At 33.9% G+C, this 24,300-nt stretch carries 27 protein-coding genes; 11 read left to right on the top strand and 16 right to left on the bottom strand.

Features of this window, described 5'->3' with window-relative positions:
* The first annotated feature begins 23 nt into the window (after positions 1-23).
* The 4 genes from Q0845_RS10815 (at position 24) to Q0845_RS10800 (ending at position 5,134) form a co-directional block, all read left to right on the top strand.
* A complete protein-coding gene (locus Q0845_RS10815; RefSeq protein WP_298513328.1) occupies positions 24-2,441 on the top strand; it encodes a TonB-dependent receptor in 2,418 nt (805 codons plus the stop codon).
* A gap of 148 nt (positions 2,442-2,589) precedes the next feature.
* A complete protein-coding gene (locus Q0845_RS10810; RefSeq protein WP_298512777.1) occupies positions 2,590-3,237 on the top strand; it encodes a hypothetical protein in 648 nt (215 codons plus the stop codon).
* 53 nt (positions 3,238-3,290) lie between these two features.
* Positions 3,291-3,758 carry a hypothetical protein gene (locus Q0845_RS10805; RefSeq protein WP_298512774.1) on the top strand — a complete coding sequence of 156 codons (468 nt, stop codon included), beginning with the start codon at positions 3,291-3,293 and terminating at the stop codon, positions 3,756-3,758.
* 383 nt (positions 3,759-4,141) lie between these two features.
* On the top strand, positions 4,142-5,134 hold the full coding sequence (locus tag Q0845_RS10800; RefSeq protein ID WP_298512770.1) for a hypothetical protein: 993 nt from the start codon (positions 4,142-4,144) through the stop codon (positions 5,132-5,134).
* A 245-nt stretch (positions 5,135-5,379) separates the two neighbouring features.
* Here Q0845_RS10800 and Q0845_RS10795 read toward each other — a convergent pair whose 3' ends face one another.
* The 4 genes from Q0845_RS10795 to Q0845_RS10780 all read right to left on the bottom strand — a co-directional run bounded on the left by Q0845_RS10795 (position 5,380) and on the right by Q0845_RS10780 (position 9,868).
* Entirely contained in the window at positions 5,380-6,105 is a 726-nt protein-coding gene (locus Q0845_RS10795) for a glycosyltransferase family 2 protein (RefSeq protein WP_298512768.1), read from the bottom strand.
* Positions 6,092-7,924: a glycosyltransferase family 39 protein gene (locus Q0845_RS10790; protein WP_298512767.1), complete on the bottom strand. Its 1,833-nt coding sequence runs from the start codon at positions 7,922-7,924 to the stop codon at positions 6,092-6,094. Before Q0845_RS10790 ends, Q0845_RS10795 begins: the two co-directional genes overlap by 14 nt.
* Positions 7,925-8,021: 97 nt before the next feature.
* A complete protein-coding gene (locus tag Q0845_RS10785) occupies positions 8,022-8,582 on the bottom strand; it encodes a hypothetical protein (RefSeq protein ID WP_298512765.1) in 561 nt (186 codons plus the stop codon).
* Positions 8,583-8,719: 137 nt separating this feature from the next.
* On the bottom strand, positions 8,720-9,868 hold the full coding sequence (locus Q0845_RS10780; RefSeq protein ID WP_298512762.1) for a cysteine desulfurase family protein: 1,149 nt from the start codon (positions 9,866-9,868) through the stop codon (positions 8,720-8,722).
* Positions 9,869-10,011: 143 nt separating this feature from the next.
* Here Q0845_RS10780 and Q0845_RS10775 point away from each other — a divergent pair, with 143 nt between their 5' ends.
* Entirely contained in the window at positions 10,012-10,527 is a 516-nt protein-coding gene (locus Q0845_RS10775; RefSeq protein WP_298512760.1) for a hypothetical protein, read from the top strand.
* A gap of 21 nt (positions 10,528-10,548) precedes the next feature.
* On the opposite strand, the gene Q0845_RS10770 is transcribed toward Q0845_RS10775, so the two are convergent.
* From Q0845_RS10770 to Q0845_RS10735, 8 genes are all read right to left on the bottom strand, one after another.
* Entirely contained in the window at positions 10,549-10,935 is a 387-nt protein-coding gene (locus Q0845_RS10770) for a hypothetical protein (RefSeq protein ID WP_298512758.1), read from the bottom strand.
* Positions 10,936-10,959: 24 nt separating this feature from the next.
* On the bottom strand, positions 10,960-11,514 hold the full coding sequence (locus Q0845_RS10765) for a Smr/MutS family protein (RefSeq protein WP_298512755.1): 555 nt from the start codon (positions 11,512-11,514) through the stop codon (positions 10,960-10,962).
* Between the two features lie 12 nt (positions 11,515-11,526).
* A complete protein-coding gene (locus Q0845_RS10760) occupies positions 11,527-11,775 on the bottom strand; it encodes a hypothetical protein (RefSeq protein WP_298512752.1) in 249 nt (82 codons plus the stop codon).
* 151 nt (positions 11,776-11,926) lie between these two features.
* Entirely contained in the window at positions 11,927-12,382 is a 456-nt protein-coding gene (locus Q0845_RS10755) for a DUF5362 family protein (RefSeq protein ID WP_298512749.1), read from the bottom strand.
* On the bottom strand, positions 12,382-13,659 hold the full coding sequence (rocD, locus tag Q0845_RS10750; protein WP_298512746.1) for an ornithine--oxo-acid transaminase: 1,278 nt from the start codon (positions 13,657-13,659) through the stop codon (positions 12,382-12,384). Before rocD ends, Q0845_RS10755 begins: the two co-directional genes overlap by 1 nt.
* Before the next feature lie 142 nt (positions 13,660-13,801).
* Positions 13,802-14,185: a DUF6768 family protein gene (locus Q0845_RS10745; RefSeq protein ID WP_298512743.1), complete on the bottom strand. Its 384-nt coding sequence runs from the start codon at positions 14,183-14,185 to the stop codon at positions 13,802-13,804.
* Positions 14,186-14,190: 5 nt separating this feature from the next.
* Positions 14,191-14,730: an RNA polymerase sigma factor gene (locus tag Q0845_RS10740; protein ID WP_298512740.1), complete on the bottom strand. Its 540-nt coding sequence runs from the start codon at positions 14,728-14,730 to the stop codon at positions 14,191-14,193.
* Positions 14,731-14,916: 186 nt separating this feature from the next.
* The gene (locus Q0845_RS10735) at positions 14,917-15,369 is read right to left on the bottom strand and encodes a hypothetical protein (RefSeq protein WP_298512737.1); all 453 of its coding nucleotides are present in this window, start codon (positions 15,367-15,369) and stop codon (positions 14,917-14,919) included.
* Positions 15,370-15,599: 230 nt separating this feature from the next.
* On the opposite strand from Q0845_RS10735, the gene Q0845_RS10730 reads away from it, so the two are divergent.
* On the top strand, positions 15,600-15,887 hold the full coding sequence (locus Q0845_RS10730) for a hypothetical protein (protein WP_298512734.1): 288 nt from the start codon (positions 15,600-15,602) through the stop codon (positions 15,885-15,887).
* A gap of 51 nt (positions 15,888-15,938) precedes the next feature.
* Positions 15,939-16,241 (top strand): hypothetical protein, encoded by a 303-nt coding sequence (locus Q0845_RS10725; RefSeq protein ID WP_298512732.1) that lies wholly within the window; start codon positions 15,939-15,941, stop codon positions 16,239-16,241.
* A 119-nt stretch (positions 16,242-16,360) separates the two neighbouring features.
* Here the strand turns inward: Q0845_RS10725 and Q0845_RS10720 are convergent, their stop codons facing one another.
* Positions 16,361-17,146 (bottom strand): hypothetical protein, encoded by a 786-nt coding sequence (locus tag Q0845_RS10720; RefSeq protein ID WP_298512730.1) that lies wholly within the window; start codon positions 17,144-17,146, stop codon positions 16,361-16,363.
* Positions 17,147-17,405: 259 nt separating this feature from the next.
* Here Q0845_RS10720 and rlmD point away from each other — a divergent pair, with 259 nt between their 5' ends.
* The 4 genes from rlmD (at position 17,406) to Q0845_RS10700 (ending at position 20,828) form a co-directional block, all read left to right on the top strand.
* Positions 17,406-18,818: a 23S rRNA (uracil(1939)-C(5))-methyltransferase RlmD gene (gene rlmD, locus Q0845_RS10715; RefSeq protein ID WP_298512727.1), complete on the top strand. Its 1,413-nt coding sequence runs from the start codon at positions 17,406-17,408 to the stop codon at positions 18,816-18,818.
* An 18-nt stretch (positions 18,819-18,836) separates the two neighbouring features.
* A complete protein-coding gene (locus Q0845_RS10710; RefSeq protein ID WP_298512724.1) occupies positions 18,837-19,412 on the top strand; it encodes a DUF6452 family protein in 576 nt (191 codons plus the stop codon).
* Entirely contained in the window at positions 19,393-20,148 is a 756-nt protein-coding gene (locus Q0845_RS10705) for a DUF6048 family protein (protein WP_298512722.1), read from the top strand. Before Q0845_RS10710 ends, Q0845_RS10705 begins: the two co-directional genes overlap by 20 nt.
* Positions 20,149-20,309: 161 nt before the next feature.
* Positions 20,310-20,828: a phosphohydrolase gene (locus Q0845_RS10700; protein ID WP_298512720.1), complete on the top strand. Its 519-nt coding sequence runs from the start codon at positions 20,310-20,312 to the stop codon at positions 20,826-20,828.
* A gap of 84 nt (positions 20,829-20,912) precedes the next feature.
* Here Q0845_RS10700 and Q0845_RS10695 read toward each other — a convergent pair whose 3' ends face one another.
* From Q0845_RS10695 to Q0845_RS10685, 3 genes are all read right to left on the bottom strand, one after another.
* A complete protein-coding gene (locus Q0845_RS10695; RefSeq protein WP_298512718.1) occupies positions 20,913-21,146 on the bottom strand; it encodes a hypothetical protein in 234 nt (77 codons plus the stop codon).
* Positions 21,147-21,160: 14 nt separating this feature from the next.
* The gene (locus Q0845_RS10690) at positions 21,161-22,330 is read right to left on the bottom strand and encodes a class I SAM-dependent RNA methyltransferase (protein ID WP_298512716.1); all 1,170 of its coding nucleotides are present in this window, start codon (positions 22,328-22,330) and stop codon (positions 21,161-21,163) included.
* A 124-nt stretch (positions 22,331-22,454) separates the two neighbouring features.
* A complete protein-coding gene (locus tag Q0845_RS10685; protein ID WP_298512712.1) occupies positions 22,455-24,119 on the bottom strand; it encodes a hypothetical protein in 1,665 nt (554 codons plus the stop codon).
* Positions 24,120-24,300: the final 181 nt, after the last annotated feature.

Below are 24,300 nucleotides of genomic sequence, written 5' to 3'. Positions count from 1 at the left end.
GTTTTTTATTGTTTGCTAGCGTTATGTTGGCACAAACAGGAACTGTACGAGGAGTTATTTTAGATGGCGATAAGCAACCGATTGATGCAGTAAATATTAAAACTTCTGCCGGCACAGGAACACAAACCAATAAGAATGGTTTTTTCAAAATTGTAATTCCTGCCAATGAAAAGGTTACCTTGACATTTACGCATATTGCTCACAAACCTATTATTATAACTGTTGAATTGAAAAACGGTGAAGATTACGATTTCTTCCCTGTAATGTCTACAACGGCAGAACAAATTGGGACTGTTATTTTAGATTCACGCAAACGAAAAGCGGTACAAGGTATTGAAGTGCTTTCTGCGGAAACGGTGCGTTTGATTCCTGGCGCAACTCCTGGTGTCGAAAACTTACTGAAATCGCTTCCTGGTGTTAGTGGGAATAACGAACTAAGTACACAATATTCGGTTCGTGGTGGAAACTACGATGAGAACTTGGTATATGTCAACGAAATTGAAGTATATCGTCCGTTTTTAATTCGATCGGGACAACAAGAAGGATTGAGTTTTGTGAATACAGATTTGGTTCAGAATGTAGATTTTTCTGCTGGAGGATTTCAAGCGAAGTTTGGTGATAAATTATCTTCTGTTTTAGATATTACGTACAAAAGACCGTCTCGCTTTGGCGGAAGAGTCAATTTGAGTCTCCTTGGCGGAAGCGCTTCTGTTGAAACTGCAAGTAACGATAGTAAGTTTACCACAATTTCTGGAATTCGTTATCGAGACAATAGTTTATTGGTAAATAGTAAACAAACTGAAACGAATTTTAGACCGCGATTTACAGATTTCCAAACCTATATGACGTATAAGTTTTCAGATAAGTTTCACTTGAGTTTTTTAGGAAATGTTTCTTTTAACGATTACGATTACGAACCTTTAACTCGTCAAACGAATTTTGGAACCTTACAAGATCCGATTGCCTTATTGATTTTTTATCAAGGACAAGAACAAGATCGTTTCCGTACGTATTTTGGAGCTTTTAAAGCGAATTATTTCTTGAATGATGATGTCACGTTGAAATTGATTACTTCGATGTATCATACCACAGAACAAGAACATTTTGACATTTTTGCGCAGTATCGTTTGGGAGAAGTAAACACAAATATTGGCGATCAGAATTTAGGTGATGTTGAATTTAGTGAAGGAATTGGTTCGCAATTGAATCATGGTCGAAACGATTTAGATGCCTTAATTGTAAATGTAGAACACAAAGGAACTTACGAAATAGATGAAGACGAAAACCAAGTAGATTGGGGATTGAAATATACACATGAAGACATTCGTGACCGTTTGATTGAATGGGAAGTGATTGATTCTGCAGGTTTCTCTATTCGTCCTCCATTACCAGGTTTAGGAAATAATCAACCGTATGAAGCATTTGAAGGTCCATTAGAGCCTTTCCAATCGATTCGTGCGCGTAATAATACACAAATTGATCGTATTTCAGGATACGCACAATGGAGCAAGCAATCAATGATTGGAGAACATGAATTGTACACTAATATTGGTGTTCGTGCACATAGTTGGACCGTTAGTGGCGAAGGAATTCAGAGTAAAACACAAGCTGTGGTGAGTCCAAGAGCACAAATTGCTATCAAACCGAAATGGGAAAAAGATATGTTGTTCCGTTTGTCGGGAGGATTTTATCATCAACCACCATTTTACAGAGAATTACGTGGTCCTGATGGTGTTGTAAATCCGAATGTAAAAGCACAGCAATCTATTCATGTCGTATTAGGAAATGATTATAGTTTTAAGTTGTGGGACAGACCTTTTAAGTTGACCACCGAAGCGTATTATAAAAATCTATCTGATGTAAACGCATATACCATTGAAAACGTTCGTATTCGATACCGAGCGGATAATAATGCCAAAGCTTTTGCTTATGGTTTGGACATGCGTTTGAATGGAGAATTTGTTCCTGGAACGGAAAGTTGGGTAAGTTTTGGATATTTAAAAACAGAAGAAAACATTAACAATCGTGGATTTATCAGACGACCAACGGATCAGCGTTTGAAGTTTGCTATTTTATTCCAAGATTATATGCGAAAGATTCCGAATTTGAAATTATACCTGAATCTAACGTATAATACAGGATTGCCTGGTGGATCGCCAAGTTATTCAGATCCGTATTTATTCCAAAGTGTATTGCCAGATTATAAGCGTGCCGATGTAGGATTCTCGTATGTTTTGGTTGATAAAAAGAGACAGTTTGAAAGTGGCTGGCGTTCGGCATTCAAAGAATTAAATGTAGGTTTTGAGATTTTCAACGTATTTGATGCACAAAACTCTATTACCAATACGTGGGTTCGTGATGTATATACCAAACGTCAATTTGGAATCCCAAATTTCTTAACTGGTCGTGTGTTTAATGTGAAGATGGGAATGCGTTTTTAGGTGTTAGGTCTTGGGTGTTAGGTTTTAGGTCTTGGTTCTTACTCATGGACTAAAAACACTAATTATAATTTGAAATTGAAAAAGATTGGATTTCTGCTTGCATCTGACTTCGTTTGATGTGACACGCAGAAATGACAAAAGAATAAACATGAAAAAGATACTTACTTCTTTGCTTATTTTAATCGTTGGAATGCAATTTGCCAACGCACAGAAAAAGATTTATGAAAGTGATAAGTTTGATGAACTTTCAAAAGATCATAAGATTATTGCCATTCTTCCTTTTCAGACAACACTGAATCTTAAATCCAAAGATAAAACGTATACCAAAGCACAAATTCAAGAATTAGAAGAACGCGAAGGTGTTGCGGTACAGGAAGCTTTGGAAAGTTACTTTTTGAATAGAAAGCGTAAGAAGAAGTTGAAAATTGAATTTCAAGATATCAATACAACGAATCGTATGCTGAAAAAGGCTGGCGTTGTTTCTGAAGATATGGACATTTATTCGCCGCAAGAATTGTGTAAAATTTTAAAAGTAGACGCTGTCATTAGTGGTTCGTTGACTTCTCGCCTATTGCTTTCAAAAGATATAGATACTTCTTTCGACTTGATTACCTATTTAAAAGGAAAATCTGATTACGGTAAAATCATCATTAAATTGAGTGATAAAACCACAGGAAAGTTGTTATGGCGCTACGAAAAAACTATCAATCGTAAATCGGGAAAAAACACGCAAAATATCATCAATAGAATGATGCGAAAAGCGAGTCGTAAGTTTCCGTATGAGGAAAAGCGATAGTGCTTCTCTATACACTTTTAAATACATTGAACGGAATCTACTTTAACAATTAAATGGCTTCACTTATACATATAGACGTCATAGAAAATGACAAAGGCGGACATGAAGATCTAGTGTTTGAAATTCCTAATTTAATTAGTCAGAAACAATTTGATACGTATTATTTTGCTTTAACCATTGAACCCAAAAGTGGCATACGAGCAATTAAAAATGCCGTATCTCAATTAATAACTTCGTGGAATAAAAGATTGATGACCTTGAAAAATGGACACATTATTTATTTACCTATTGATTTTTCAGACCAATATACAGGCTGTTTAAAAGTAGAAAAGAATAGTGATTTGCATTTGACTTACGGATTTTCTAGACGAGAAGGTTGGAGCGTCAATCCAATAAATCCGATTGACTATTTTGAATCAATCACTGATTTTGAGGCAAACGACGAAAAGTCAATAACCGTACCTCAAGAGCCGTTTCAAAAGTGTTTGACTGAACTCAGTGAAAAACTAAAATCTATATAAAATCGTGTTCGTAATTTTCGGTTAATTCATTTAAAACAAACCGAGTTTCAAAATACAATACATGGCTCTTACGCCATCTTTCCATCTTTTTCCCTTCATTGTATCTTCTGTTTTCATAAGAAATGGGAGCTTCTTGCAAAAGAAGAGTTCATCGTGAAAAGAAAAAATATTAAAGTTGATTTTAAAATTCCCTTGTGAGATGATTAAAATCATTTCAGTAAAGAAACATGAGCACAAACTAAAAAAGGTCAATTATAATATTGTAAGAACATACTTTTTATTATTCAGAACAAACTACTATTCAATCAAAACATTTCCTATCTATTACATAAGAATAATCTCTACATTGATTTAAAAGTAACTAATTTAAAAATGTAATTCTTATGGAAGAAGCAGAAATTAAAAAACAAATTGAAGATGCTAAACTAGCATTTGAACAATCAAAAAATCCAGAAAACTCAAAAAACTCAGGTCTTGGCTGGGAAACTGATGAACACGCAAAATTGGGTCCTAAAGTTGATATATACATGAGACCTCAAGGATACTCTATGACCTATGGTGAAATAGTTGCATTGGCAGGTGATTGGTTTGAAACTCCTGAAGATCTAATAAACGCTAGCAAAGAAAAAATAGATGCAATACTAGGAGGCGAAGGTGTAGATGATAGACCTTATAATAAGGAATTATATAATGAAGCCTTTGGAGAAATGGCCACTATTGCGCTAACTAATACTTCACATTTTAGTCCCCAGAATATTGAAACATGGAAAAAATTTAAGGCACAAGCAGAAGATTATGCTATGAAAGCGTTTCATTCGCATACTATTACTTTAACTAAAGACGTGGTGAATGACTATTTAAAAGGTGGTGATTTAGAAATACGAAACGCATTTTTATATAATGCATTTGCTGACCATTTTTTATCAGACAGCTTTTCAGCAGGACATATCAGGACTCCAGCAAAAGTAATGAGAGAAAATCCCGAAAGAATAGAAGTAGGAAGGGAAAGTAAGATATTAAATGGCGCATTGTTTATAGCTCAACATTTTCCAAAAGGCACAACTACACAAGTTTTTCTAATTTATGCAGGCGTACTAATAAAGGAAATGCACGATGAAGATGGCAAAAACGGCTTGAATGTACAATCTTCAAATGGAAAAAAATGGAGAGCGTATGGAGATGGAAGATTAGAGACTAGTGAGAATAAAGAAAACTATGATTTAGTAAAAAAAGCAGTGGATAATTCGGCTGAGTCTATTTATTACATTCTTCAAACTGGCAGAAAGACTCCTACTATAATAGCTGATATTGAAAGCAGTGTTCCTTATGCAAGTAATGACAATAGTCCTCCAATGTGGAAGGTTAAGACTAGTTGATCGGTGTAAATTAATTAGCAAAACAAACAGCTTTCTAAAATCAATAAAAAAACAGAAATCAAAACCTTTGAAATGTTTACAGCACTCTTGGAAAAATTAAAGCAAAGAGAATTATGTGATAAACAAAGAGAAGGTTTTGAAAGTTACATTTACAATTTGAACTGCTATACTACTTATTGGTAGCGTATTGATAGATGTAAAAATAAAGCGATAGAAACGCTCTTTCTATTTTTGAGTACTTAGAGTCAATTCATTCGAAACAAACCATATTTCAAAATACAATACATAGCTCTTACGCCGTCTTTCCAACCAATTTTTTTTCCTTCGTTGTATCTTCGACTTTCATAAGAAATAGGAACTTCTTGCAAACGAATTCCTTTGATTCTGGATATTTTCGCCGTGATTTCTGGTTCAAAACCAAAACGTTTCTCTGTAATCGTAATGGATTGCATCATTTCTGTATTGAGTAACTTGTAACAGGTTTCCATATCTGTAAGTTTCAAACCTGAAAATAGGTTCGAGAGAAAAGTCAAAAACTTATTCGCATTGTAATGCCAAAAATAAGACGTTCGTTTTTCTTTTTTGTTTAGAAAACGGGAACCATATACCACATCGGCATCTCCTTTTAGTATAGGTTGTAAAAGCAAATTGTATTCTTCTGGATTGTATTCTAAATCCGCATCTTGTATGATAAGACATTCACCTGTAGCTTTGGAAATTCCGGTTGCTATGGAAGCGCCTTTTCCTTGGTTTTTTTCGTGTTCGTAGAATTTTATCGTTACTGATGGATTTTCTTTAAGGAAAGTCTGCACCAATTTCTTTGAATCATCTTGCGAACCATCATCGACTATAATGAGTTCTTTTTCAATATTCTGGATCAATTGCACCGCTTTGATCTTGTCTAAAATTAACCGAACTGTAGCAGCTTCATTGTAAACCGGGATGATGATGGAGAGTTTAGTTACTTTCATTGATCACTTCAATTTTTGCATTGTCTTTATACATACTTTTCTCGATAATGACACCATTTGCATCTCTTTTTACGGCTTTTCCATTTAGTTTGCCGTTTTCCCAGCTTCCTTCCAAACTTTCCCCATTGTTAAAATATACTGTTCCTTTTCCGTGTCGCACATCATTTTTCCACTGACCTGAATATTTTTGACCATCTTTCCAAAGATAATTTCCAAAACCATTTCTTTTTTCATCTTTCCAATCGCCCCAATATCCTAGTTCTGGCTCAAATTTCATCAAATAGGTATTTGGATTTGGTAGTTGTAAGATGGTTTTAAATTTGTTTGGATACCGATCTATCGCAGGCACTAAATATTTACTTGTCGTAGAATAGCCTAATTGTTCTACTACTACGTAGCTAATATTTTTTTGTTTTAAGTATTCAATTTGTGCTTCTCTATCAAGTGTTTTTTGATAATTTGTCACCTTCTTTTTTGAGAAGAGATAGAACAATCCTTCCTTTCGAGTTACTGTAATAGCATCGTCAGCAGCATTTTTATGGATCCATTCCGCCAAAGCAAAATAGTTTTTATAATTATCAGCATAATCACTGTTTGCTTGTTCTCGCAGTTTTGAAATAGAATTACTTCCGTAGAAAAAAGACCAAAAAATTAACAATACGACTACCACTATTGGTACTAATGATGTTGTTTGTTTTGGCAACATTTTTATTTGAAGCAAGCTTAAGAATTCTATCAATCCAAAAATGAGTAGAAACATACAAAGCGGAATGAGTGGTACTAAAAAGCGTGTTCCAAACCAAACGCTTGGCCAAACCATGAGCAATCCGAAAAAAGCCAACATGTAGAATACTATAAAGGTTCTGTATTTTTTTAATCTGTAAATTCCGAAAGCAATCGTTCCCAAAATAAAAAAACCTAAAAACCATTCAGCAATTGAGATAGACAAATCTTTATACACTATTTCTTTAGAAGAAATTAGTCCAGACGGTATTTCTATGGCAATATAACGTTCAAGGTTTCGAAAAACTCGGGAACAGATATCTATAATATTTGCTTGTCCTAATTCAGGTTGATACGGATTTTTCAATGATAATTGAGATACATACGTATTTCCAACCGCATTCATATTTCGGATCATCCAAGGCAGGTATAGTATGATAAAACCTCCCATCAAAGTCATGGCGTATTTCCACTGTTTTTTAGATCCTAAACTGCAAACCATGCTTACTAATAACGCCAATCCGACTGAACGAATGTAGAATGAAAATACTAAACACAGTAGCATTAAAAAGAAAAGCCAATTTTTAAAAATAGGTTTTGAGAAGTCTATTTTTAAGAAAAGCCAAATACATAATAAGGAGAAAAACAGAAACGGAATTTCACTCATCATAATCGTAGAATACTCTAAAATATGGTAATTCAGTAGTGTAAGTAAACTTGCTGCAAAAGCAATATGATCATTTTCCGAAAGTCGTTTTACGATAAAAAACAATAATAAAATAGCGCCTAAAAGAAATACGCCGTTTAGTATTTTTATGGCTATAATATCGTTTGAAAATACTGTGGCTACAGCAGCAATAAGTACTGGATATCCTGGCGGATAATGATAATGTGCTTCTTTTTCAATATGTTGAATGTTGGTATATCCTTCGCCATTCGCTAAGGAGTTTCCCAAAATATAATAGTTTGCATTGTCGCCACCTAGACTTACCTTTTCGTCAAAAATAGTACTGTAAATCACAAAAAAACCAATGACCAGCGTAAGAATGTATATAATTCTGATACGTTCCGGATGGGATGCAATAGATTTAATCATTTTAGGTTCGGCATTTTAAAAGCCTAGTTTCTGATTGGTGTTTCAATATAAAGATATTATTAAATATAATTAGTGCCAGCGCTACTTAAAATTGTTGTTATGCATTGCTGTTCGTAATTTCCTCTATATTTTTTTCTACTTCATTCACCTTTTCAGTCCAATATTCCACCGCTTTTTTTAGATCCGTTTTTTTGTTCTTTTTTGTTCCTGTTTCATATTCAGCGGGCAATCTGTATAAGAAATGACTGTTCTTTTTTTGGTCTCTATTTTTTTCACTTTCAGTCTGTGGTTCTATTCTTGTCATCCAAAAACGCAGATGTTCAATATAGGTTTCCCTTTTTTCATTCAGAAAGTCAATCAGCGTAGATGTATCTCTTGGAATATAACCAGGACCAGAACATCCGCAAGAATGAAATGTAATTCCTGTTTTATAAAGATCTTTTACGTGGTTCCACGCTTTCAAATCAGACTTTTTTGGCGATTCAAAATCTAAGCCCATATTTGCGGTCATTCCACCACATTCAGGACATTTGTACGGTTGCGATTCAAACTCTCTTGAACCCTTATTTATATCAATAAGAAATCTTCTTTTAAATGTTTTTCGACATTCAAAACAAGCGTAATGTGGTTTGTAATCATGAAATCCGTATCGACACATTTTTGTTCAAATTAGTAGTAGTTATTAGGTGATAAAGTTAGAAAAAAGAGCTAAAACTTCAGTCTATTTCAAATAAAAAAGCGAATCCATTTCTGAATTCGCTTTCGGTATTTTGTTATGTATTAGATAAGTTCAGATTACGAATTTGCATATTCGTGTAATGTCTGTACTACATAATCAATTTCTTCTTTGGTATTGAATTTAGAGAATGAAAAACGCAACGATGGCTTTTCTAAATCTTCATCACTCAAAATAGCTCTTAATACATGCGAACCTTTGCTGCTTCCAGATTGGCAAGCACTTCCTTTGGAACAAGCAATTCCTTTTAAGTCCATATGAAATAATAACATTAATGCTTTTTGCTGATCGAATGGCAAACAAACATTGATCAATGTATAGGTACTTTTGGTTGTTTCATGACAGTTTCCGTTGAATTTGACTTCTGGCAATACTTTTTTAAGTTCCTCCATGAAGTATGATTTCAATCCTTCTACATAGCTTTTTTCTTCTTCCAAATTGTCATACGCCAATCGAAATGCTTCTTCTAAACCTACAACATTGTGTACAGCTTCGGTTCCTGCTCTGAATCCGCGTTCTTGCGATCCTCCAAAAATTAAAGGTTTTAATCCAGAATCTTTTCGGATAAATGCAAATCCAATTCCTTTAGGTCCGTGAAATTTATGTGCCGCAGCTGCCATAAAATCGACTGGTGTTTTTTGTAAATCCCAATCAAAATGTCCGATAGATTGTACCGTATCTGAATGAAATAATGCGCCGTATTCTTTGCAAATACCAGCTACTTTATCTACATCTAAAAGGTTTCCAATTTCATTATTTACGTGCATTAAACTCACTAATTTCTTAGAGTTATCCGCTTTCAACAATGCTTCTAAATCCTCATAATCAGGTGTTCCGCAAGATTGCAATTTTACATACGCAACTTTTATATCGCTTTCTACACGCAATTGTTCTACGGTATGTAATACGGCATGATGCTCAATTGGAGACGTAATAATTGTGGTAACACCTAAATCTCTCACGGAACAACGCAATGCCATATTATCGGCTTCCGTTCCTCCAGAAGTAAAAATAATTTCCTGAGGAGAAGCATTTAAATATTTTGCAATGGTTTTACGTGCCGTTTCAATAAGCGTTTTGGACGAGCGTCCGTAACTGTGCGTCGAAGATGGATTCCCAAAATTCTCTTCTAATGCTTTCTTAATACGCTCTACAACTTCTGGTCGAATTTGCGTCGTGGCTGCACTATCAAAATATACGTTTTTCATTTAGTTATGTTTGTAAATAGGGTTGGCTTAATAGATGAACAAAAATAGAAGAAATAAAATTATTAACAATAAGTTTGGATATAAATAGAGTTTTCTTAATACATTTGTTTACAAATTTGACGGAAAATTATAATTGTACCTTTATGAAGAAAATAGTACTACTTTTTGTACTCGCATTTACTTTTTTTAGTTGTGATGATGGAGATTTAACTTTAGATGAAATTGATTTGACAACCAGTGCTACTGTAGACGCTTGCTCAACAGCATCTGGAGTTACATTACTGTTTAAGATTAATAGTGCAGAAACCTTGATTTTGGAAGTTCCTAATGATTTGCTGATCAATGAAGTTACCGAAGATACAGATACGCCTAGAGTAAGTCCATTAAATAGTGAATCCTCTTGTTTTTATAGAAGCTTTGAAAGCAATATTACTAGCGGTTATTTTTGTGACGAATTACCTTCAGACATTGCTATTACTTTAGAATATACGGCAGTTTCTGGTTCGGTAGAAGTGATTACTGAAGAAGTTATAGAAGGAACTACATTAACAGGTTATAAGCATACCATTTTACTAACAAATGTAGTGTTTACAGGTGATAACGGACAAGATGTACGCTATAATGAATTTCCGTATGGCGAATTTGAAACTACGTTATAATAAAATTTTAGAAGGAAATTATTAATTGATTTTTACTCCGTTTTCAGTCAGATATTTAAATTTTTCGCGACTGGATTGGAAGATTTCTCCGAGTTCTTCAAAAACCTTATCATATTCTTTCTCTGAAAGATTCAACTTTTTTGCAATCGTTTTAAAACCTCTTGATCTGATGTTAATTTCAGTTTTATAATAGGTTAGTTTTCCATTAATTCGAGCTGATATTACATTTGGATGCACACCTTCTTCGAGCAATTTGATTCCTTTGTCAAAATAATATAGTGAAGAATCATTTATCCTTTTCATTTCCGATTGAAAGTGTTCAATTTTCAATTGTTTATCACTCTTTGTTGGTGTACAAGAAATGTGTATGATGAATACGATAAATAGTATGGAAATGTATTTTTTCATGATGAGAACTAAACTTTAAAAAAATTACTTCGGATTCTGGTAAATATAGACTTCGGTTGCGCCTAAACCATATTTTTGGTAATTAGCATCGTAATATTTTACATTGTCGTAACGGCGAAATAAATATTCCAATTCTTCTCGCAATACACCTGCGCCAACTCCGTGAATAAAAACTACTTTCGGAATGCGTTTTCTAATGGCAAATTCCAATTGTCGTTTTGCAGTATTTGTTTGCAACTCCAACATTTCATAATTGCTCATGCCTTTGCTTGATTTCGTTAATTGATGAATATGCAAATCGACTTCCATAACGTTTTCTACACGTTCTTTTCGCGTTTTCTCTAGCGTACGTTTTGGCTTTTTTGCAGCTTCCTTCTCTTGAAGTGCACTGTATATTTTTTGATTGGATAGTTCGCGTGAAATTTCATCAACTGACACTTTCACCAATTCGGAAGCTTCAAATGTTAACGGAAAACCTTCATTTGTTTCAATCGTAATTGTTGTTCCGTTTACAGCTTGCACAACTCCTGCAAGCACATCATCAATTGTTTCTACTTTATCTCCTACTTGAAAACTCATTATACTTCTTCTTTACTCTTCTTCTAGTTCTTCTTGTTGCGAATATTTTTCTCTGTTAAAATATTCTTGATCATTGTATTCTTTTTTTTGATTGGACATTTGACTAGAAGTTACTTTGTACAAGCCAAACATCATCACGCAGACAGCAATTACCGTTACTACGATTTGCGTTTCACCTTTTATATCTTCTCGAAAGAGCAATAATCCGCCTCCAAGAAATACCATAAAGAAATAAATTGCTGTTTTATATTTAGAATTCACGTTGCTACAGTTTTAAAATACAAAAATAGTACTTTCTGTATAAGCACCATTTTTTTTGTGTAAAACTACTATGTAATGTGATGTGAAAGTGGTGAAGATAAATTTCAGGCTTCAATAAAAGAAAAGTTATTTTTCTAGCAGTATCAATTTTTTACGAATTACTTAAAAGAATTAAAAACAATATTCCTAAAATCGCTACGAAGACGACACTTATAATGGCTAAGACTAAAAACTTATAGTATGATTTTAGTTTGGAAAATGCTGTAGTTAAATCTTCTGTATCTTTCTCTGACAAAGCGACTTTCATTTTCCTGGAAAAGGTATATAAATATAATGCTGGAAAGAAACTTATCACCGCAATGAGCATGTAAATGATGGAATAAGCATACGGAGGCAATTCGCTCAAACTTGCCAAAACTGTCGCGGCATCGTTGAAAAAGATCAATGAAAAGATGCCTACAAATAATAGAAAACCTGATAACACAAACCCAATGATAGAAAGCACGAAAGCCCATTTTGAAGTTTCGCGTAGAAATTTCTTTGAGCTTTCGTTTAATCGTAATTCGAAGTTATCGAATACGTTAGTATCTTGTTTGCGTATTGGCACTATTCAAATTCTTTAAGTGTTTTTGTGATAATAGCAACACATTCTAATAATTGTTCTTTGGTCATTACTAATGGTGGCGCAAAACGGATGATGTTTCCATGTGTTGGTTTTGCTAATAATCCATTGTCGCGTAATGCCATACAAATATTCCAAGCAGTATCACTATCTTCAGAATCGTTGATTACAATTGCATTCAACAATCCTCTTCCTCGTACTAAAGATACAATTTTACTTGTTTCAATGTATTTATTTAATTCGCTTCTGAATAATTCTCCTAATTGGAAAGCATTTTCTGCCAACGATTCGTCTTCTACAACTTCAAGTGCTGCCATTGCTACTGCGGCTGCAATTGGATTTCCTCCAAAAGTTGAACCGTGATTTCCAGGACGAATGACACTCATAATATCGTCATTTGCTAATACTGCAGATACTGGATATGCTCCGCCAGATAATGCTTTTCCTAAGATTAAAACATCTGGTTTTACGTCTGGTGTTCCGCTACAGTTTTTCTTTTCACAAGAACAGTTTCCACAAGTTGCTAACAAACGTCCTGTACGTGCAATCCCTGTTTGTACTTCATCGGCAATGAATAATACATTGTATGCTTCACATAAGGCTTTTGCTTTTGCTAAATATCCTTCTGTTGGCACATATACTCCAGCTTCACCTTGAATTGGCTCTACTAAGAATCCTGCTACATTTGGATTGTTTTTCAACGCAGTTTCCAATGCTTCTAGATTGTCATATGCTATTTTGATGAATCCGTCTGTGTAAGGTCCGAAATTTTTACGTGCTACTGGATCGTTTGAAAATGAAATAATAGTTGTAGTTCTTCCGTGAAAATTGTTTTCACATACAATGATTTCTGCTTGATTTTCTGCGATTCCTTTTTTCTCATATGCCCATTTTCTACAGATTTTTAAAGCAGTTTCTACCGCTTCTGCACCTGTATTCATTGGTAATAACTTGTCGAAGTTAAAGTATTCGGATGCAAATTTTTCATAGCGACCTAACATGTCGTTGTAAAATGCACGAGATGTTAAGCTAAGCGTTTGTGCTTGCGAAGTCATTGCATTGACAATTTTTGGGTGACAATGTCCTTGGTTTACTGCAGAGTAAGCAGAAAGGAAATCAAAATATTTTTTTCCTTCTACGTCCCAAACATACACGCCTTCTCCTCTACTCAATACTACTGGTAATGGATGGTAGTTGTGCGCTCCATACTTGTCTTCTAATTCAATTGCTTGCTGAGATGTTAATTGTTCTATAACAGCCATTTTTAATAAAGTTTTTAAATGATACATAAATTACCATTCCTTCTCTACCTTTATCTTTCCGAAGGACTCGAAAATTCAGCGTGGGAGAGAAATCATCCCTAGAGGCTTGCAAATTAATAAATATTCACCTCGAAATAAAATCTTATTCAGATATTTTAGCTGATAAAGAAGATACTTGCAATTCCAAACGCTTCATTTCTCGTAAAATCGCGCGTTTGTCCATTTGCATCCAAGCGTATAATTTAATCATTGCATTAAACATTGAACAGATTAAAATTCCCAATCCCCATTTAAGCATTTCGTTAGTTTCTGTAACCGTGAAAAATTGTATTAAACAATATACTAAAACTCCAAACGCAGCTAAATTCACAATGTTCATAATAACGGCAAGCCAGCCTAATTTGCCCATAAAGATGCTTTTGACAGATCCCCACAGCCCTTGTTCTTCTAACTCATCATAGAATTTAGATTCTTCTTCCGTTAGTGTTTCTTTAATTAATTTGTCGATGTCTTCTAGTGTGCTCATAATTTCTATTTTTTTAATTGTTTTTTTAATTGTTCTCTCGCATGATACAAGCGTGATTTGGCAGTTCCAACGGAGATTTCTAAGGTTTTAGCAATGTCTTTTAAACTTAGTTCATGTACATAAAATAAACGAACTATTCGCTGTTGTGAAATGGAAAGCTTTGCAATGGCTTCCTTAAGTTGCTGCTTTACCAACGATGTATCTGCTGACGGAATATCACGAATGGATTGTGTGACTTTGTAATCGCTCTTTTGTTGCTTTTGCTTTGCCATCGTACGTGTCCAATCAATGGATTTCCGGTGTACAATGCGCAACGCCCAACTTTTGAAACGCGCTGGATTTTGCAGTGTTTCCAGTTTATCAATAATGAGTTTCCAACTGTCTTGAGCAATATCTTTTGCGACTTCTGCATCTTTGACAATCCAATACGCATGATTACAAAATGTTTTATGAAATCGCTTCACCAATATTGTCAATGCTTTTTGATTGCCTGCAACATATTGTGTTACCAATTCGCCATCTGATATGTGATTTTTTTTATGCATAAAAAACATTCCGTTTACACTAGAGACGGGAAAAAGTTGGAAAGGTTCATTTTTTGAAAAGAATTTTGTCTTTTCTAAAGATACAAAGAAGGTCGGAAATGTATAAAAACAGCAACTGTGGTAGATGATTTGATGCAGAAGTATGGGTAATTGCTGGTTGCTGGTTGCTGGTTTCTGGAAATTAATTTAATAGTTGTTCAATTTTTGTTTGTAGATGAAAAACTCTATGTAAATCAAGACAAAGAATATTCCAATAAAACCCAATACCGTTATCAAGTCATTTGTTAATCTACTTGTACTTAAGAGTTCATACACATTTGCCAACAAAGCCAAACAAAGAATAATTGATAGTAAGAATGTAAAAAGTCCCAGTTTTACATTGAACTTTTTATTCTTTTCGAGTTCAGGAAACTCTATAATTAATTTTGGTAAGAATCGTAATACCGAAAGTCTACGAATTCGTGTAATTGATAACACTTCATTTTCATATTTCCCATAAAAATCTTTATCATTTTCGGTCATGTTTACGGTATTCATGATACTTAGTGTTTTTCCCGTTTTTAAGGTTTTATGCACTAATACTTTTTCAAATTCTGCTGATTTTTTAGTAGAATCAATTTTACTTTTAAAAATAGTCATTATCATGAAGTTTGTGAATCGGTTTTAAAAATAATGAAATATTACTGTGATCAACTTATTTTTTGTTTTTATGTGGAAGAAAATTACTTGTTTCAACAAAATAGGTGTTTTCCTTCTTTACCAGACTGTAATAACACTATAATTTTGTAATGTAAACTTTTATTATTTACAAAGGTGTTATCTGAAAAACCTATAAAAAAAGAGTAGGAAACCTATCAAAACCAAAAATTATGAGTAATCAATGTAATTCAGTGGTTGTGAATCCAATTAGAAACGGAAACAACCTAAACATTATGGTCGGAGCACAATCTGGCACAAATCCAGCTATTTTAACGTGGATTATTGTACGTCAAGGAGGTCTTACACGTTATTTTTACCCAGACGATTTTAATATTGGCGGACAATATGTGTATCCTGGCGTAAGTCAATCGAAACTCAACATTAATATCTCTTCGGGAGATGTCAAAGTAACCGTGTATTATAGTGATTCTAATTGTACGGCTTCTGCAGGAGCATAAACGCTTTTATGAAGTGAATTTATTTTTATTAATATTTAAAAAACAAACACTATGAGTACACAAACAAAAATTCGTCAGATTTCTCTGAGTGCTGACGCATTGCATATAAAATCTCAATCCATTGAAGTAGCCACAGAAGCTTTTATGGAACACATTCAAGAAGCTGCTTTGAAATTAGCTCATGAAGGCGTAAGCGTTGGCAACGCACGTATTGTAGAAGTAAAAGCGGAAGAAGATGTGTTTCACTTTAAGTTTGACGATCCAGACAATTTTATTGATCATATTGCTTTGCATCTCAATGCAATAAATCCGAAAGCAAAAATTGAAGTTCATCATACTTCTGCTAGGAGTTAGTTATTAGTTACTGCATCTCGACTCTGCTCGATGTGACAGTTACTAAAGGATATTTTAAAAACCAACTTGAGGAATGTTTTTTCTTGGGTTGGTTTTATTATTTCTAAACATTCAGAGAATTATCGTAGATTATTTTTTTCAATAGTATTTTTTATTTTTAAATATTTTTGATCTAAAAATCTTATCTGATATTTTCTTTTTAATCTTTTAGTCCACGCAATAGTTTCTGTAAGTATAACACTAGTCAACAATAAAATTGAAGATATCAAATTTTCTGAGTTTATTTTCAAATAAGATTGGATATCTGTTTCAAATTTTCCTACAGTAATTAAAAGTGTAAAAAAAATGAAGCTTAAAGCCCAATTCCTAGAATCTCTCATCCAATTACTAGAAAAATAATCCCAAAAAATTCTATTCTGAAGCTTTTCAACTTCATTATACTTATTGGCTCTAAAAGTATCTGTTACTCTCTTTTTTATATATGGTTTAAATGTTTGCCAAAACAACATATCTAAAATCCAAAAAAGAAGATATAAGATTATGAATAATTCAAAGTTTTCAGAATGATAAATTATCATTGAAGAGAATGATACTGTAAAGAGTAATAAGAGTATATAGCCTTGCCATGGAAACTTATTACTGCTAATTTTTATAAACTCTCTCTTCATTTCTTTTAAATCCATAAATACCCCATACAATCTGGAATTAAATAAAAATATTAACATTATTTTCAATACTAACAAGTAACTTAAGTTATTTATTTCCTCTTTAACTAAATCAGTGAAAGGTGAAAAAACAACATATTTTGCAAAAAGAATACCTATTATCAATGAAGCAAGCCTTAGAAACCAAATAGATTTATTCGCTAAATCCAAAACGTCTTTTTTATCTTTATTTTTTGTCATATCGCTGTATTATAAAAGTTTTAAACTATGGTATAGCAATTCAATAAGAATAATTAATTCAAAATTTTGATTTTAGATAATTCTTGTAAAATTAATCTAAAGACTTATTAATACCTTACGGCTTTCCTTAACCACAGAAAAAAAATAAAAACAACTCCTATCATCACCTACTTCGTTAGCTAACAAAACTTTTAGCATTTTTTTAAAGATTCGCCGAATAAATAATATATATATTTACCGCTATTGTTATTTTTGCCGCATGGGAAGAAAGAATCGTAAGAAATTGTTTGAGCAGGTTGAAGTAGTTGATACAGCTACGAAAGGAAAAACGGTTGCCAAAACGGAAGAAGGCACCGTGATTTTTTTACCAAACGCGGTACCTGGCGATGTAGTAGATATTCAAACATACAAGAAGCGAAAAGCGTATTATGAAGGAAAAGCCGTGAAGTTTCACACGCTTTCAGAGAAACGTACCGAACCTGTGTGCGAACATTTTGGAACTTGTGGCGGTTGCAAATGGCAACATATGGCATACGAACACCAATTGTTTTATAAGCAGAAAGAAGTACTGAATAACTTAACGCGTATCGGAAAGGTTGAATTGCCTGAGCTAACGCCTATTTTAGGAAGTGCCGAACAATATTTCTACCGAAATAAAATGGAGTTTTCGTTTTCCGACAGTCGTTGGTTGACACAGGAAGAAGTTGATTCACAAGAAGATTTAGGCGATAGAAATGCGTTAGGTTTTCACATTCCAGGCATGTGGGACAAGATTTTAGATGTAAAGAAATGTCACTTGCAAGCCGATCCTTCAAATGCGATCCGTAATGCGATTAAGGAGTTTGCTACAGAGCATAATATTGCTTTTTTTAATACACGCCATCAAACAGGATTGTTACGAACGTTAATGATTCGTACCTCATCAATTGGTGAAGTAATGGTGTTGATTCAATTTTATAAAGAAGATAAAGAGAAACGCGAATTACTCTTAGATTATGTACAAAAAACGTTCCCTGGAATTACAGCATTGTTATATGTAATCAACGGAAAAGGAAATGATACGATTTACGATCAGGAAGTGATTACCTATCATGGTCGTGATCATATTTTTGAGGAAATGGAAGGTTTGAAGTTTAAGATTAATGCCAAATCATTCTATCAAACAAATTCTGATCAAGCGTATGAATTGTATAAAATTACACGTGATTTCGCAGGTTTAGAAGGTGATGAATTGGTATACGATTTATATACCGGAACTGGAACCATCGCACAGTTCGTCTCAAAAAAAGCAAAAAAAGTAATTGGCGTCGAGTCTGTTCCTGAAGCCATTGAAGCTGCCAAAGAAAATGCTGCTTTTAATGATATTACCAATACTGAATTTTTTGTCGGTGATATGAAAAAGGTATTTAATGCTGAATTTATCAACGCACACGGAATTCCAGATGTAATCATTACCGATCCGCCACGTGACGGAATGCATGCAGATGTGGTGCAACAAATTTTAAATATTGCACCTAAAAAAGTAGTCTATGTAAGTTGTAATAGTGCAACACAAGCGCGCGATTTGACACTGATGGATGCAACATATAAAGTGACAAAAGTACAAGCTGTGGATATGTTTCCGCAAACGCATCATATTGAAAATGTGGTACTTTTAGAAAAAAGAAGTTAACGAAGAAGTAAAAAATATATGAAAAAATTATCCTATATAGGACTTTTAGGAATGCTTATGACCGTAGCATTTTTATCGTTTTCCTGTGAAAAAGATGATATTTGTATTGAAGGTACACTAGCGACACCATTGTTAGTGATTGAATTCTTTGATATTAACAATACTACAGGAACTGAAGTTGCAAAAAATGTGACTGATTTATGGGTAGAAGCTGTAGATCCAAATACGGAAATCATTGATGGTATTCCTGTGATTGTAGATGCAATTCAGGCAACGCCACAAACTGTAAGTACCGTTTCTATTCCGTTACGTACTAATGAAACTAGCACTCAGTATCGATTTATCTCTGAATATGAAGAGGACGTTGATGGAAATCAGTTAGGAAACGAAGACATACTTACATTCAACTACGAAACTCAGGAAATTTTCCTTTCGCGCGCCTGCGGATACATTACCAATTATACGTTAAATGTTTCTGGCGGTGCTGTAGTGACTGACGATGGCAACAATTGGATTAATCTTACCAATGGTATACAGATTTCAGAAATAAATGTTCAAAATGAAACCGTTACACATGTTAAAATATATCACTAGTATACTCGCAATTTTAGTTTGTAGCGTAAGTTTTGCTCAAGATGCTGAAACTACAGTGGCAAATGATACACTTCCAAAATTAGAAACGTTTCCATTACGTATTGGAATTGATATAAGCAAGCCGATTCGTATGTTGTTAGAAGACGATTACCAAGGTTTTGAAATTGCTGCAGATTTTAGATTGACTAAGAAGTTTTATATCGCTGCCGAACTCGGAAATGAAAAGAAAACCGTTGATGAAGAACAACTAAATTTCACCACAGAAGGAAGTTTTGTCAAATTAGGATTTGATTTTAATGCCTATGAAAATTGGTTTGGAATGGAGAATTCTATTATTGTGGGAATGCGTTATGGATATAGCACACACAAACAAACGCTGAACAGTTACAGAACTTATCAAACCAATCAGCATGTAGAAGGTGAAAGTTTACTGACACAAACTCCAGGTACTGAATTTTCAAGTCTTAACGGACATTGGGTGGAAGTAGTTGCTGGGATAAAAGTAGAAGTCTTAAACAACATTTACATGGGATTCAGTGTACGTTTAAATCGATTGATAAACACCAAAGAACCTGAGAATTTTCAAAATCTATTCATTCCGGGATTCAATAAAGTAACTACCGATAATAATGTAGGTGCAGGATTCAACTATACCATTAGTTATTCCATTCCAATTTATAAAAAAGCCAAAAAGAAAAAGGTAGAAAAAGAAATAGAAGAAGAAACGGAAGAATAAAATTCTTAAAAGCATATAAAGACAGAAAGCGCCCTCAAATATTTGATGGCATTTTTTTATATAAGCGTATATTTTTTACGATTTATAAAACGTAGTTTAGCTATATTTTTTGAGTGTATTCAATTCAATATTTACTACTTTTAGATAGAAATTTAATTTTTATGGGAATTACCATTATCAACGAAAAAGCACGCTTATACGCATCTGAAAAACATAGAGATGCCAATCATATGTACGATCAGTATCCGTATGAGTTTCATTTACAAATGGTTGTTAATGCTGCTGAACAATTTTTACATCTCATCCCTCAAGAAGCGCAACACAATGTATTGGCTGGCTGTTGGGTTCATGATGTCATTGAAGATGCCCGTGAAACTTATAATGATGTAAAAAAGGCTTTGAATGAAGATGTTGCCGAACTCGCCTATGCTTTGACAAACGATAAGGGACGCACACGAAAAGAACGCGCTGGAGATAAATATTATGCTGGTATTCGAAATACACCGTATGCCACCTTTATAAAATTATGCGATCGTATTGCGAATGTGACACATTCTAAAAATACAGGAAGTCGTATGTTGAATGTTTACCGAAAAGAAAATCCTGCCTTTATTGAAAAACTATATGATGAAAAGTATGTGGAAGTGATTCTGTATTTAGAAAAATTACTGGAAGAATAGCTTCATAAAATCACTTATTGATTCAAGATAACCTTATCAAAAAAGACTTTTTCAAAATGTGTTTTTACTGGGATAGTTGTTAAATCACAACTCCCTAATATCCTTACTAAAAATGGTTTTCATAATCAGCTTTTCTTTTCCTTGATCTTTTACTACAAAAAACTTAGGTGCTAAAATACTTGTAATCACTGCTGCAATAAATGCTAACCATAATCCATCTGTAGAAATGATATAACCTAATACTAAGTAACGTAACACTACAAAAAGTGATACAAAGGCAATAAGGTTCAAAATCAATGCTTTTGTTTTTGGTGTCATGTTGTTTAAATCTTTTAAGAGTTTTTATGTTGATGTTTGGCTTTTTTACTTCCTGCGTACATTTCATACTTTACCAAACGTGATTCTAGTTTTCCGTTGAATACTTTTATTTTTCGCGATGGACGCAAACCTACAAATTTTAAAGCTTCCAGATTTGAAGTAATAAACCAAGCATTTGTATTGGAATATCCTTGCTTTAAAGTATCTCCTATATCTGCATAAAATTCTTCCATGTCAATATGCAAACGTTCTCCGTATGGCGGATTGAACAAAATATGCAACTTTTCTTCTCCTTCTTTTTTCGTTTCAAAGAAGTTTGCACGACTAATTTTGATGTAGTCATCCAAATTAGCATTTTTCACATTGTCTTTTGCTTTTTGTACTGCCGAAGGCGCTTTGTCATATCCGTAGATATTGTAGTGGAATTCACGAATTTTTTTCAAAGAAGATTCTTCTATCTTTTCAAACAAATCGACATCCCAATCTTGCCATTTTTCAAAACCAAATTCTTTTCGGTTGATGTTTGGCGGAATATTACACGCAATCATAGCCGCTTCAATAGCCAATGTTCCGCTTCCGCACATTGGGTCGAGTAAATCAGATTGTCCATCCCAACCAGACATCATCACCAAACCAGCCGCCAATACTTCATTGATTGGTGCAATATTGGTTGCCGTTTTGTATCCACGCTTGTGCAATGAACCACCCGAACTGTCTAAAGAAATTGTACAATCATTGTTTTGAATATGTACATGTATGCGTAATGTTGGAAACTTTAAATCTACATTTGGACGTCTGCCTTCCGTATTACGAAATTTATCGGCAATAGCATCTTTGGTTTTTAAAGCAATAAACTGCGAATGTGTAAATTGTTCCGAAGCTACTGTAGCATCAATCATAAAGGTATCGCTATGCGTTAAGTATTTATCCCAATGCATATTATATACCTGATCGTACAAGTCTTGTTCGTTTCTAATTTTAAAATAACGAATTGGTTTCAGGATTTTAATTGCTGTACGCAAGCATAAGTTCGCCTTGTACATAAACCCTTTGTCGCCTCTAAAAGTAACATTACGCGTTCCTTTTCGGATGTCTTGCGCACCTAACTTTTTAAGTTCGTCTTCCAATAAGTCTTCAAAACCATGTAAGGTCTTGGCAACCATTTTAAAATTATCTTGTCCCATTTGCTTCTCTAATCTGACTGCAAAAGTACATTAATTTGTTGCCTTATAAAATTTGTTTTGAGAAAGCTTACCACTAAACAAACTAATTTAAGATTTGTTAGCCTGCTTAGTGGTACTTTTAAGATTATTGAGCTGCCGAATTTTCCAAAATATAAATAGCAGCTGTTAGTGTTGCCATTGGACTGAACCATAGAAATAGTTCACCAACTTCATTTTTTAAAGGTGTTGATCCTTTTCCCTTAGGCCAAGTTGGTGTTGGTGCAGCATTGGCAGATTGAATAATTGCATTATTTTCTGTACTTAATATTGAATCGACCGCTTTTTTGACTGTATCGTTGGTTTTATACGTTTGTAAAAGGTAACGCCAAAAAACTCCTGCGCCAGACCAATAATCGCGTAAGCAAAAAAGATTGGCATGACTTCCCCACTCTTCATACGGTTGAAAATGCTGCAAACTTCCTCCAGAAGAAGCGCTTTGTGGATAAAACAGTTTTCCATCAACATCAAGAGTACTTGTAATTAAGTTTGTAATTAGTTCACTTATTTCTTCAGAATTTCCATTTGCAAGTTCATACTCCACAAGTCCACCCAATAACAACCCTTGATCACCTGTCCACACTCTATTTGTGGGGAAATCTGGATTCGGAATAGGTGTTCCATCAGTCTCCGCTTTATCAGAAGCCCAATATCCACGTACTTTCATTTCTTCCAACTTTCCTCCTGCTCCTTTTTTAGGCGCATACGTACCAACACGTTCGCGCGCTAGAATTTTAGTGCCACTTATATCATCATCATAATGCCATAATAATTGATTGTCGGCAGTTTTTCCAGAAACTCCTTTTAGAGTAAACCAATTATCTAAGAATCCTTTCACACCTTTGGCTACATTTAAATAAGCACTTTCTGGAGTATCCGATTTCCATGAATGTAAACGTGATGCATATACCAATACCAATCCGCTCATTAAGGTATTTTGAAAAGGTCCAATACGAAAGTTTGTGTTTTTTGGATCACCATTCTGCGCACAACATTCTTGGGGCGTTCCATCTTTATAACTATCTGTTTTATTTACCGGATCCCAATAGTAATCATACTGCCACATTCCGTTTGGATAGCGTGGTTCTACATAACTATTCGCGGACGGACTGTCAAAATAATCTTTGACTCCTTTCGGAGTATCTTCTGTAATCCGTTTCCAAACATTTGGTGAACCGCCATGATACGCTTTACGAGCTACAAATTTTGTTTTAAAATCTTCGTCAAATCCAGGATAATCCGCTGGAATTGTACTAAAGATCGCTTCATATTTTCCATTATTTACAACTTCCCAAATTTGAGTTGCCATATTTTGAAACGTTTGTACACCTTCGCTTCCAAAAAGATCTAAAAATAAATGGTAGTAAGGACTTTTAGGATACGCTTTCGCTGAAACAATTCCCCACCAAGCAAAATCATCATAACAACAGGAAGCACAGAATTTAATCATGGTTTTTAAATATTGTCCATACGGATCTACACGTGTTTCCCAATTGGTCGTATTTTTTAATTGCGTTTGAAGTGAACTTTTATAAGCATTATATAGACTTATATCTTCTTTAAGTGTAGAATCTTTAATCAATAATAGATAATCTGTCATGGTATCAAAAGAGCAACCCATTCGCCAATAAGACATTTCATTGGTAGTTCCCTTTCCTGTATTGGGATCATTATTTGGGTTTTCGATTGCCGATTTTAACTTCCCAAAAACGATTCTTGCTTGTTCGCGATATGCGCTTGTGTCTATTGCCATATATAAGGTTTGTTACGTAATTTAAGTGTTACATTTTGTAATATAAAGCTAATAAACGGTGATTGATCTCCTTTTATGTTCTTATTTCTATTTCAGTATAAATACATCAAAACACTTACATAAAGTTGTAGTCAAGCACTTTATTTTATTGCTTTTGCATCTGCAAAAAGCTTATCTCATA

This window comes from uncultured Kordia sp., from assembly GCF_947489565.1.
GTDB lineage: Bacteria > Bacteroidota > Bacteroidia > Flavobacteriales > Flavobacteriaceae > Kordia.
This window is presented reverse-complemented; position numbering and strand designations above follow the sequence as displayed.

Bases quoted from the DNA above. Each gene is read 5' to 3' on its own strand.
- Q0845_RS10815 (WP_298513328.1), top strand. From the start codon at position 24: ATGTTGGCACAAACAGGAACTGTACGAGGAGTTATTTTAGATGGCGAT.
- Q0845_RS10810 (WP_298512777.1), top strand. From the start codon at position 2,590: ATGAAAAAGATACTTACTTCTTTGCTTATTTTAATCGTTGGAATGCAA.
- Q0845_RS10805 (WP_298512774.1), top strand. From the start codon at position 3,291: ATGGCTTCACTTATACATATAGACGTCATAGAAAATGACAAAGGCGGA.
- Q0845_RS10800 (WP_298512770.1), top strand. From the start codon at position 4,142: ATGGAAGAAGCAGAAATTAAAAAACAAATTGAAGATGCTAAACTAGCA.
- Q0845_RS10795 (WP_298512768.1), bottom strand. From the start codon at position 6,105: ATGAAAGTAACTAAACTCTCCATCATCATCCCGGTTTACAATGAAGCT.
- Q0845_RS10790 (WP_298512767.1), bottom strand. From the start codon at position 7,924: ATGATTAAATCTATTGCATCCCATCCGGAACGTATCAGAATTATATAC.
- Q0845_RS10785 (WP_298512765.1), bottom strand. From the start codon at position 8,582: ATGTGTCGATACGGATTTCATGATTACAAACCACATTACGCTTGTTTT.
- Q0845_RS10780 (WP_298512762.1), bottom strand. From the start codon at position 9,868: ATGAAAAACGTATATTTTGATAGTGCAGCCACGACGCAAATTCGACCA.
- Q0845_RS10775 (WP_298512760.1), top strand. From the start codon at position 10,012: ATGAAGAAAATAGTACTACTTTTTGTACTCGCATTTACTTTTTTTAGT.
- Q0845_RS10770 (WP_298512758.1), bottom strand. From the start codon at position 10,935: ATGAAAAAATACATTTCCATACTATTTATCGTATTCATCATACACATT.
- Q0845_RS10765 (WP_298512755.1), bottom strand. From the start codon at position 11,514: ATGAGTTTTCAAGTAGGAGATAAAGTAGAAACAATTGATGATGTGCTT.
- rocD (WP_298512746.1), bottom strand. From the start codon at position 13,659: ATGGCTGTTATAGAACAATTAACATCTCAGCAAGCAATTGAATTAGAA.
- Q0845_RS10745 (WP_298512743.1), bottom strand. From the start codon at position 14,185: ATGAGCACACTAGAAGACATCGACAAATTAATTAAAGAAACACTAACG.
- Q0845_RS10740 (WP_298512740.1), bottom strand. From the start codon at position 14,730: ATGCATAAAAAAAATCACATATCAGATGGCGAATTGGTAACACAATAT.
- Q0845_RS10735 (WP_298512737.1), bottom strand. From the start codon at position 15,369: ATGACTATTTTTAAAAGTAAAATTGATTCTACTAAAAAATCAGCAGAA.
- Q0845_RS10730 (WP_298512734.1), top strand. From the start codon at position 15,600: ATGAGTAATCAATGTAATTCAGTGGTTGTGAATCCAATTAGAAACGGA.
- Q0845_RS10725 (WP_298512732.1), top strand. From the start codon at position 15,939: ATGAGTACACAAACAAAAATTCGTCAGATTTCTCTGAGTGCTGACGCA.
- Q0845_RS10720 (WP_298512730.1), bottom strand. From the start codon at position 17,146: ATGACAAAAAATAAAGATAAAAAAGACGTTTTGGATTTAGCGAATAAA.
- rlmD (WP_298512727.1), top strand. From the start codon at position 17,406: ATGGGAAGAAAGAATCGTAAGAAATTGTTTGAGCAGGTTGAAGTAGTT.
- Q0845_RS10710 (WP_298512724.1), top strand. From the start codon at position 18,837: ATGAAAAAATTATCCTATATAGGACTTTTAGGAATGCTTATGACCGTA.
- Q0845_RS10705 (WP_298512722.1), top strand. From the start codon at position 19,393: ATGTTAAAATATATCACTAGTATACTCGCAATTTTAGTTTGTAGCGTA.
- Q0845_RS10700 (WP_298512720.1), top strand. From the start codon at position 20,310: ATGGGAATTACCATTATCAACGAAAAAGCACGCTTATACGCATCTGAA.
- Q0845_RS10695 (WP_298512718.1), bottom strand. From the start codon at position 21,146: ATGACACCAAAAACAAAAGCATTGATTTTGAACCTTATTGCCTTTGTA.
- Q0845_RS10690 (WP_298512716.1), bottom strand. From the start codon at position 22,330: ATGGGACAAGATAATTTTAAAATGGTTGCCAAGACCTTACATGGTTTT.
- Q0845_RS10685 (WP_298512712.1), bottom strand. From the start codon at position 24,119: ATGGCAATAGACACAAGCGCATATCGCGAACAAGCAAGAATCGTTTTT.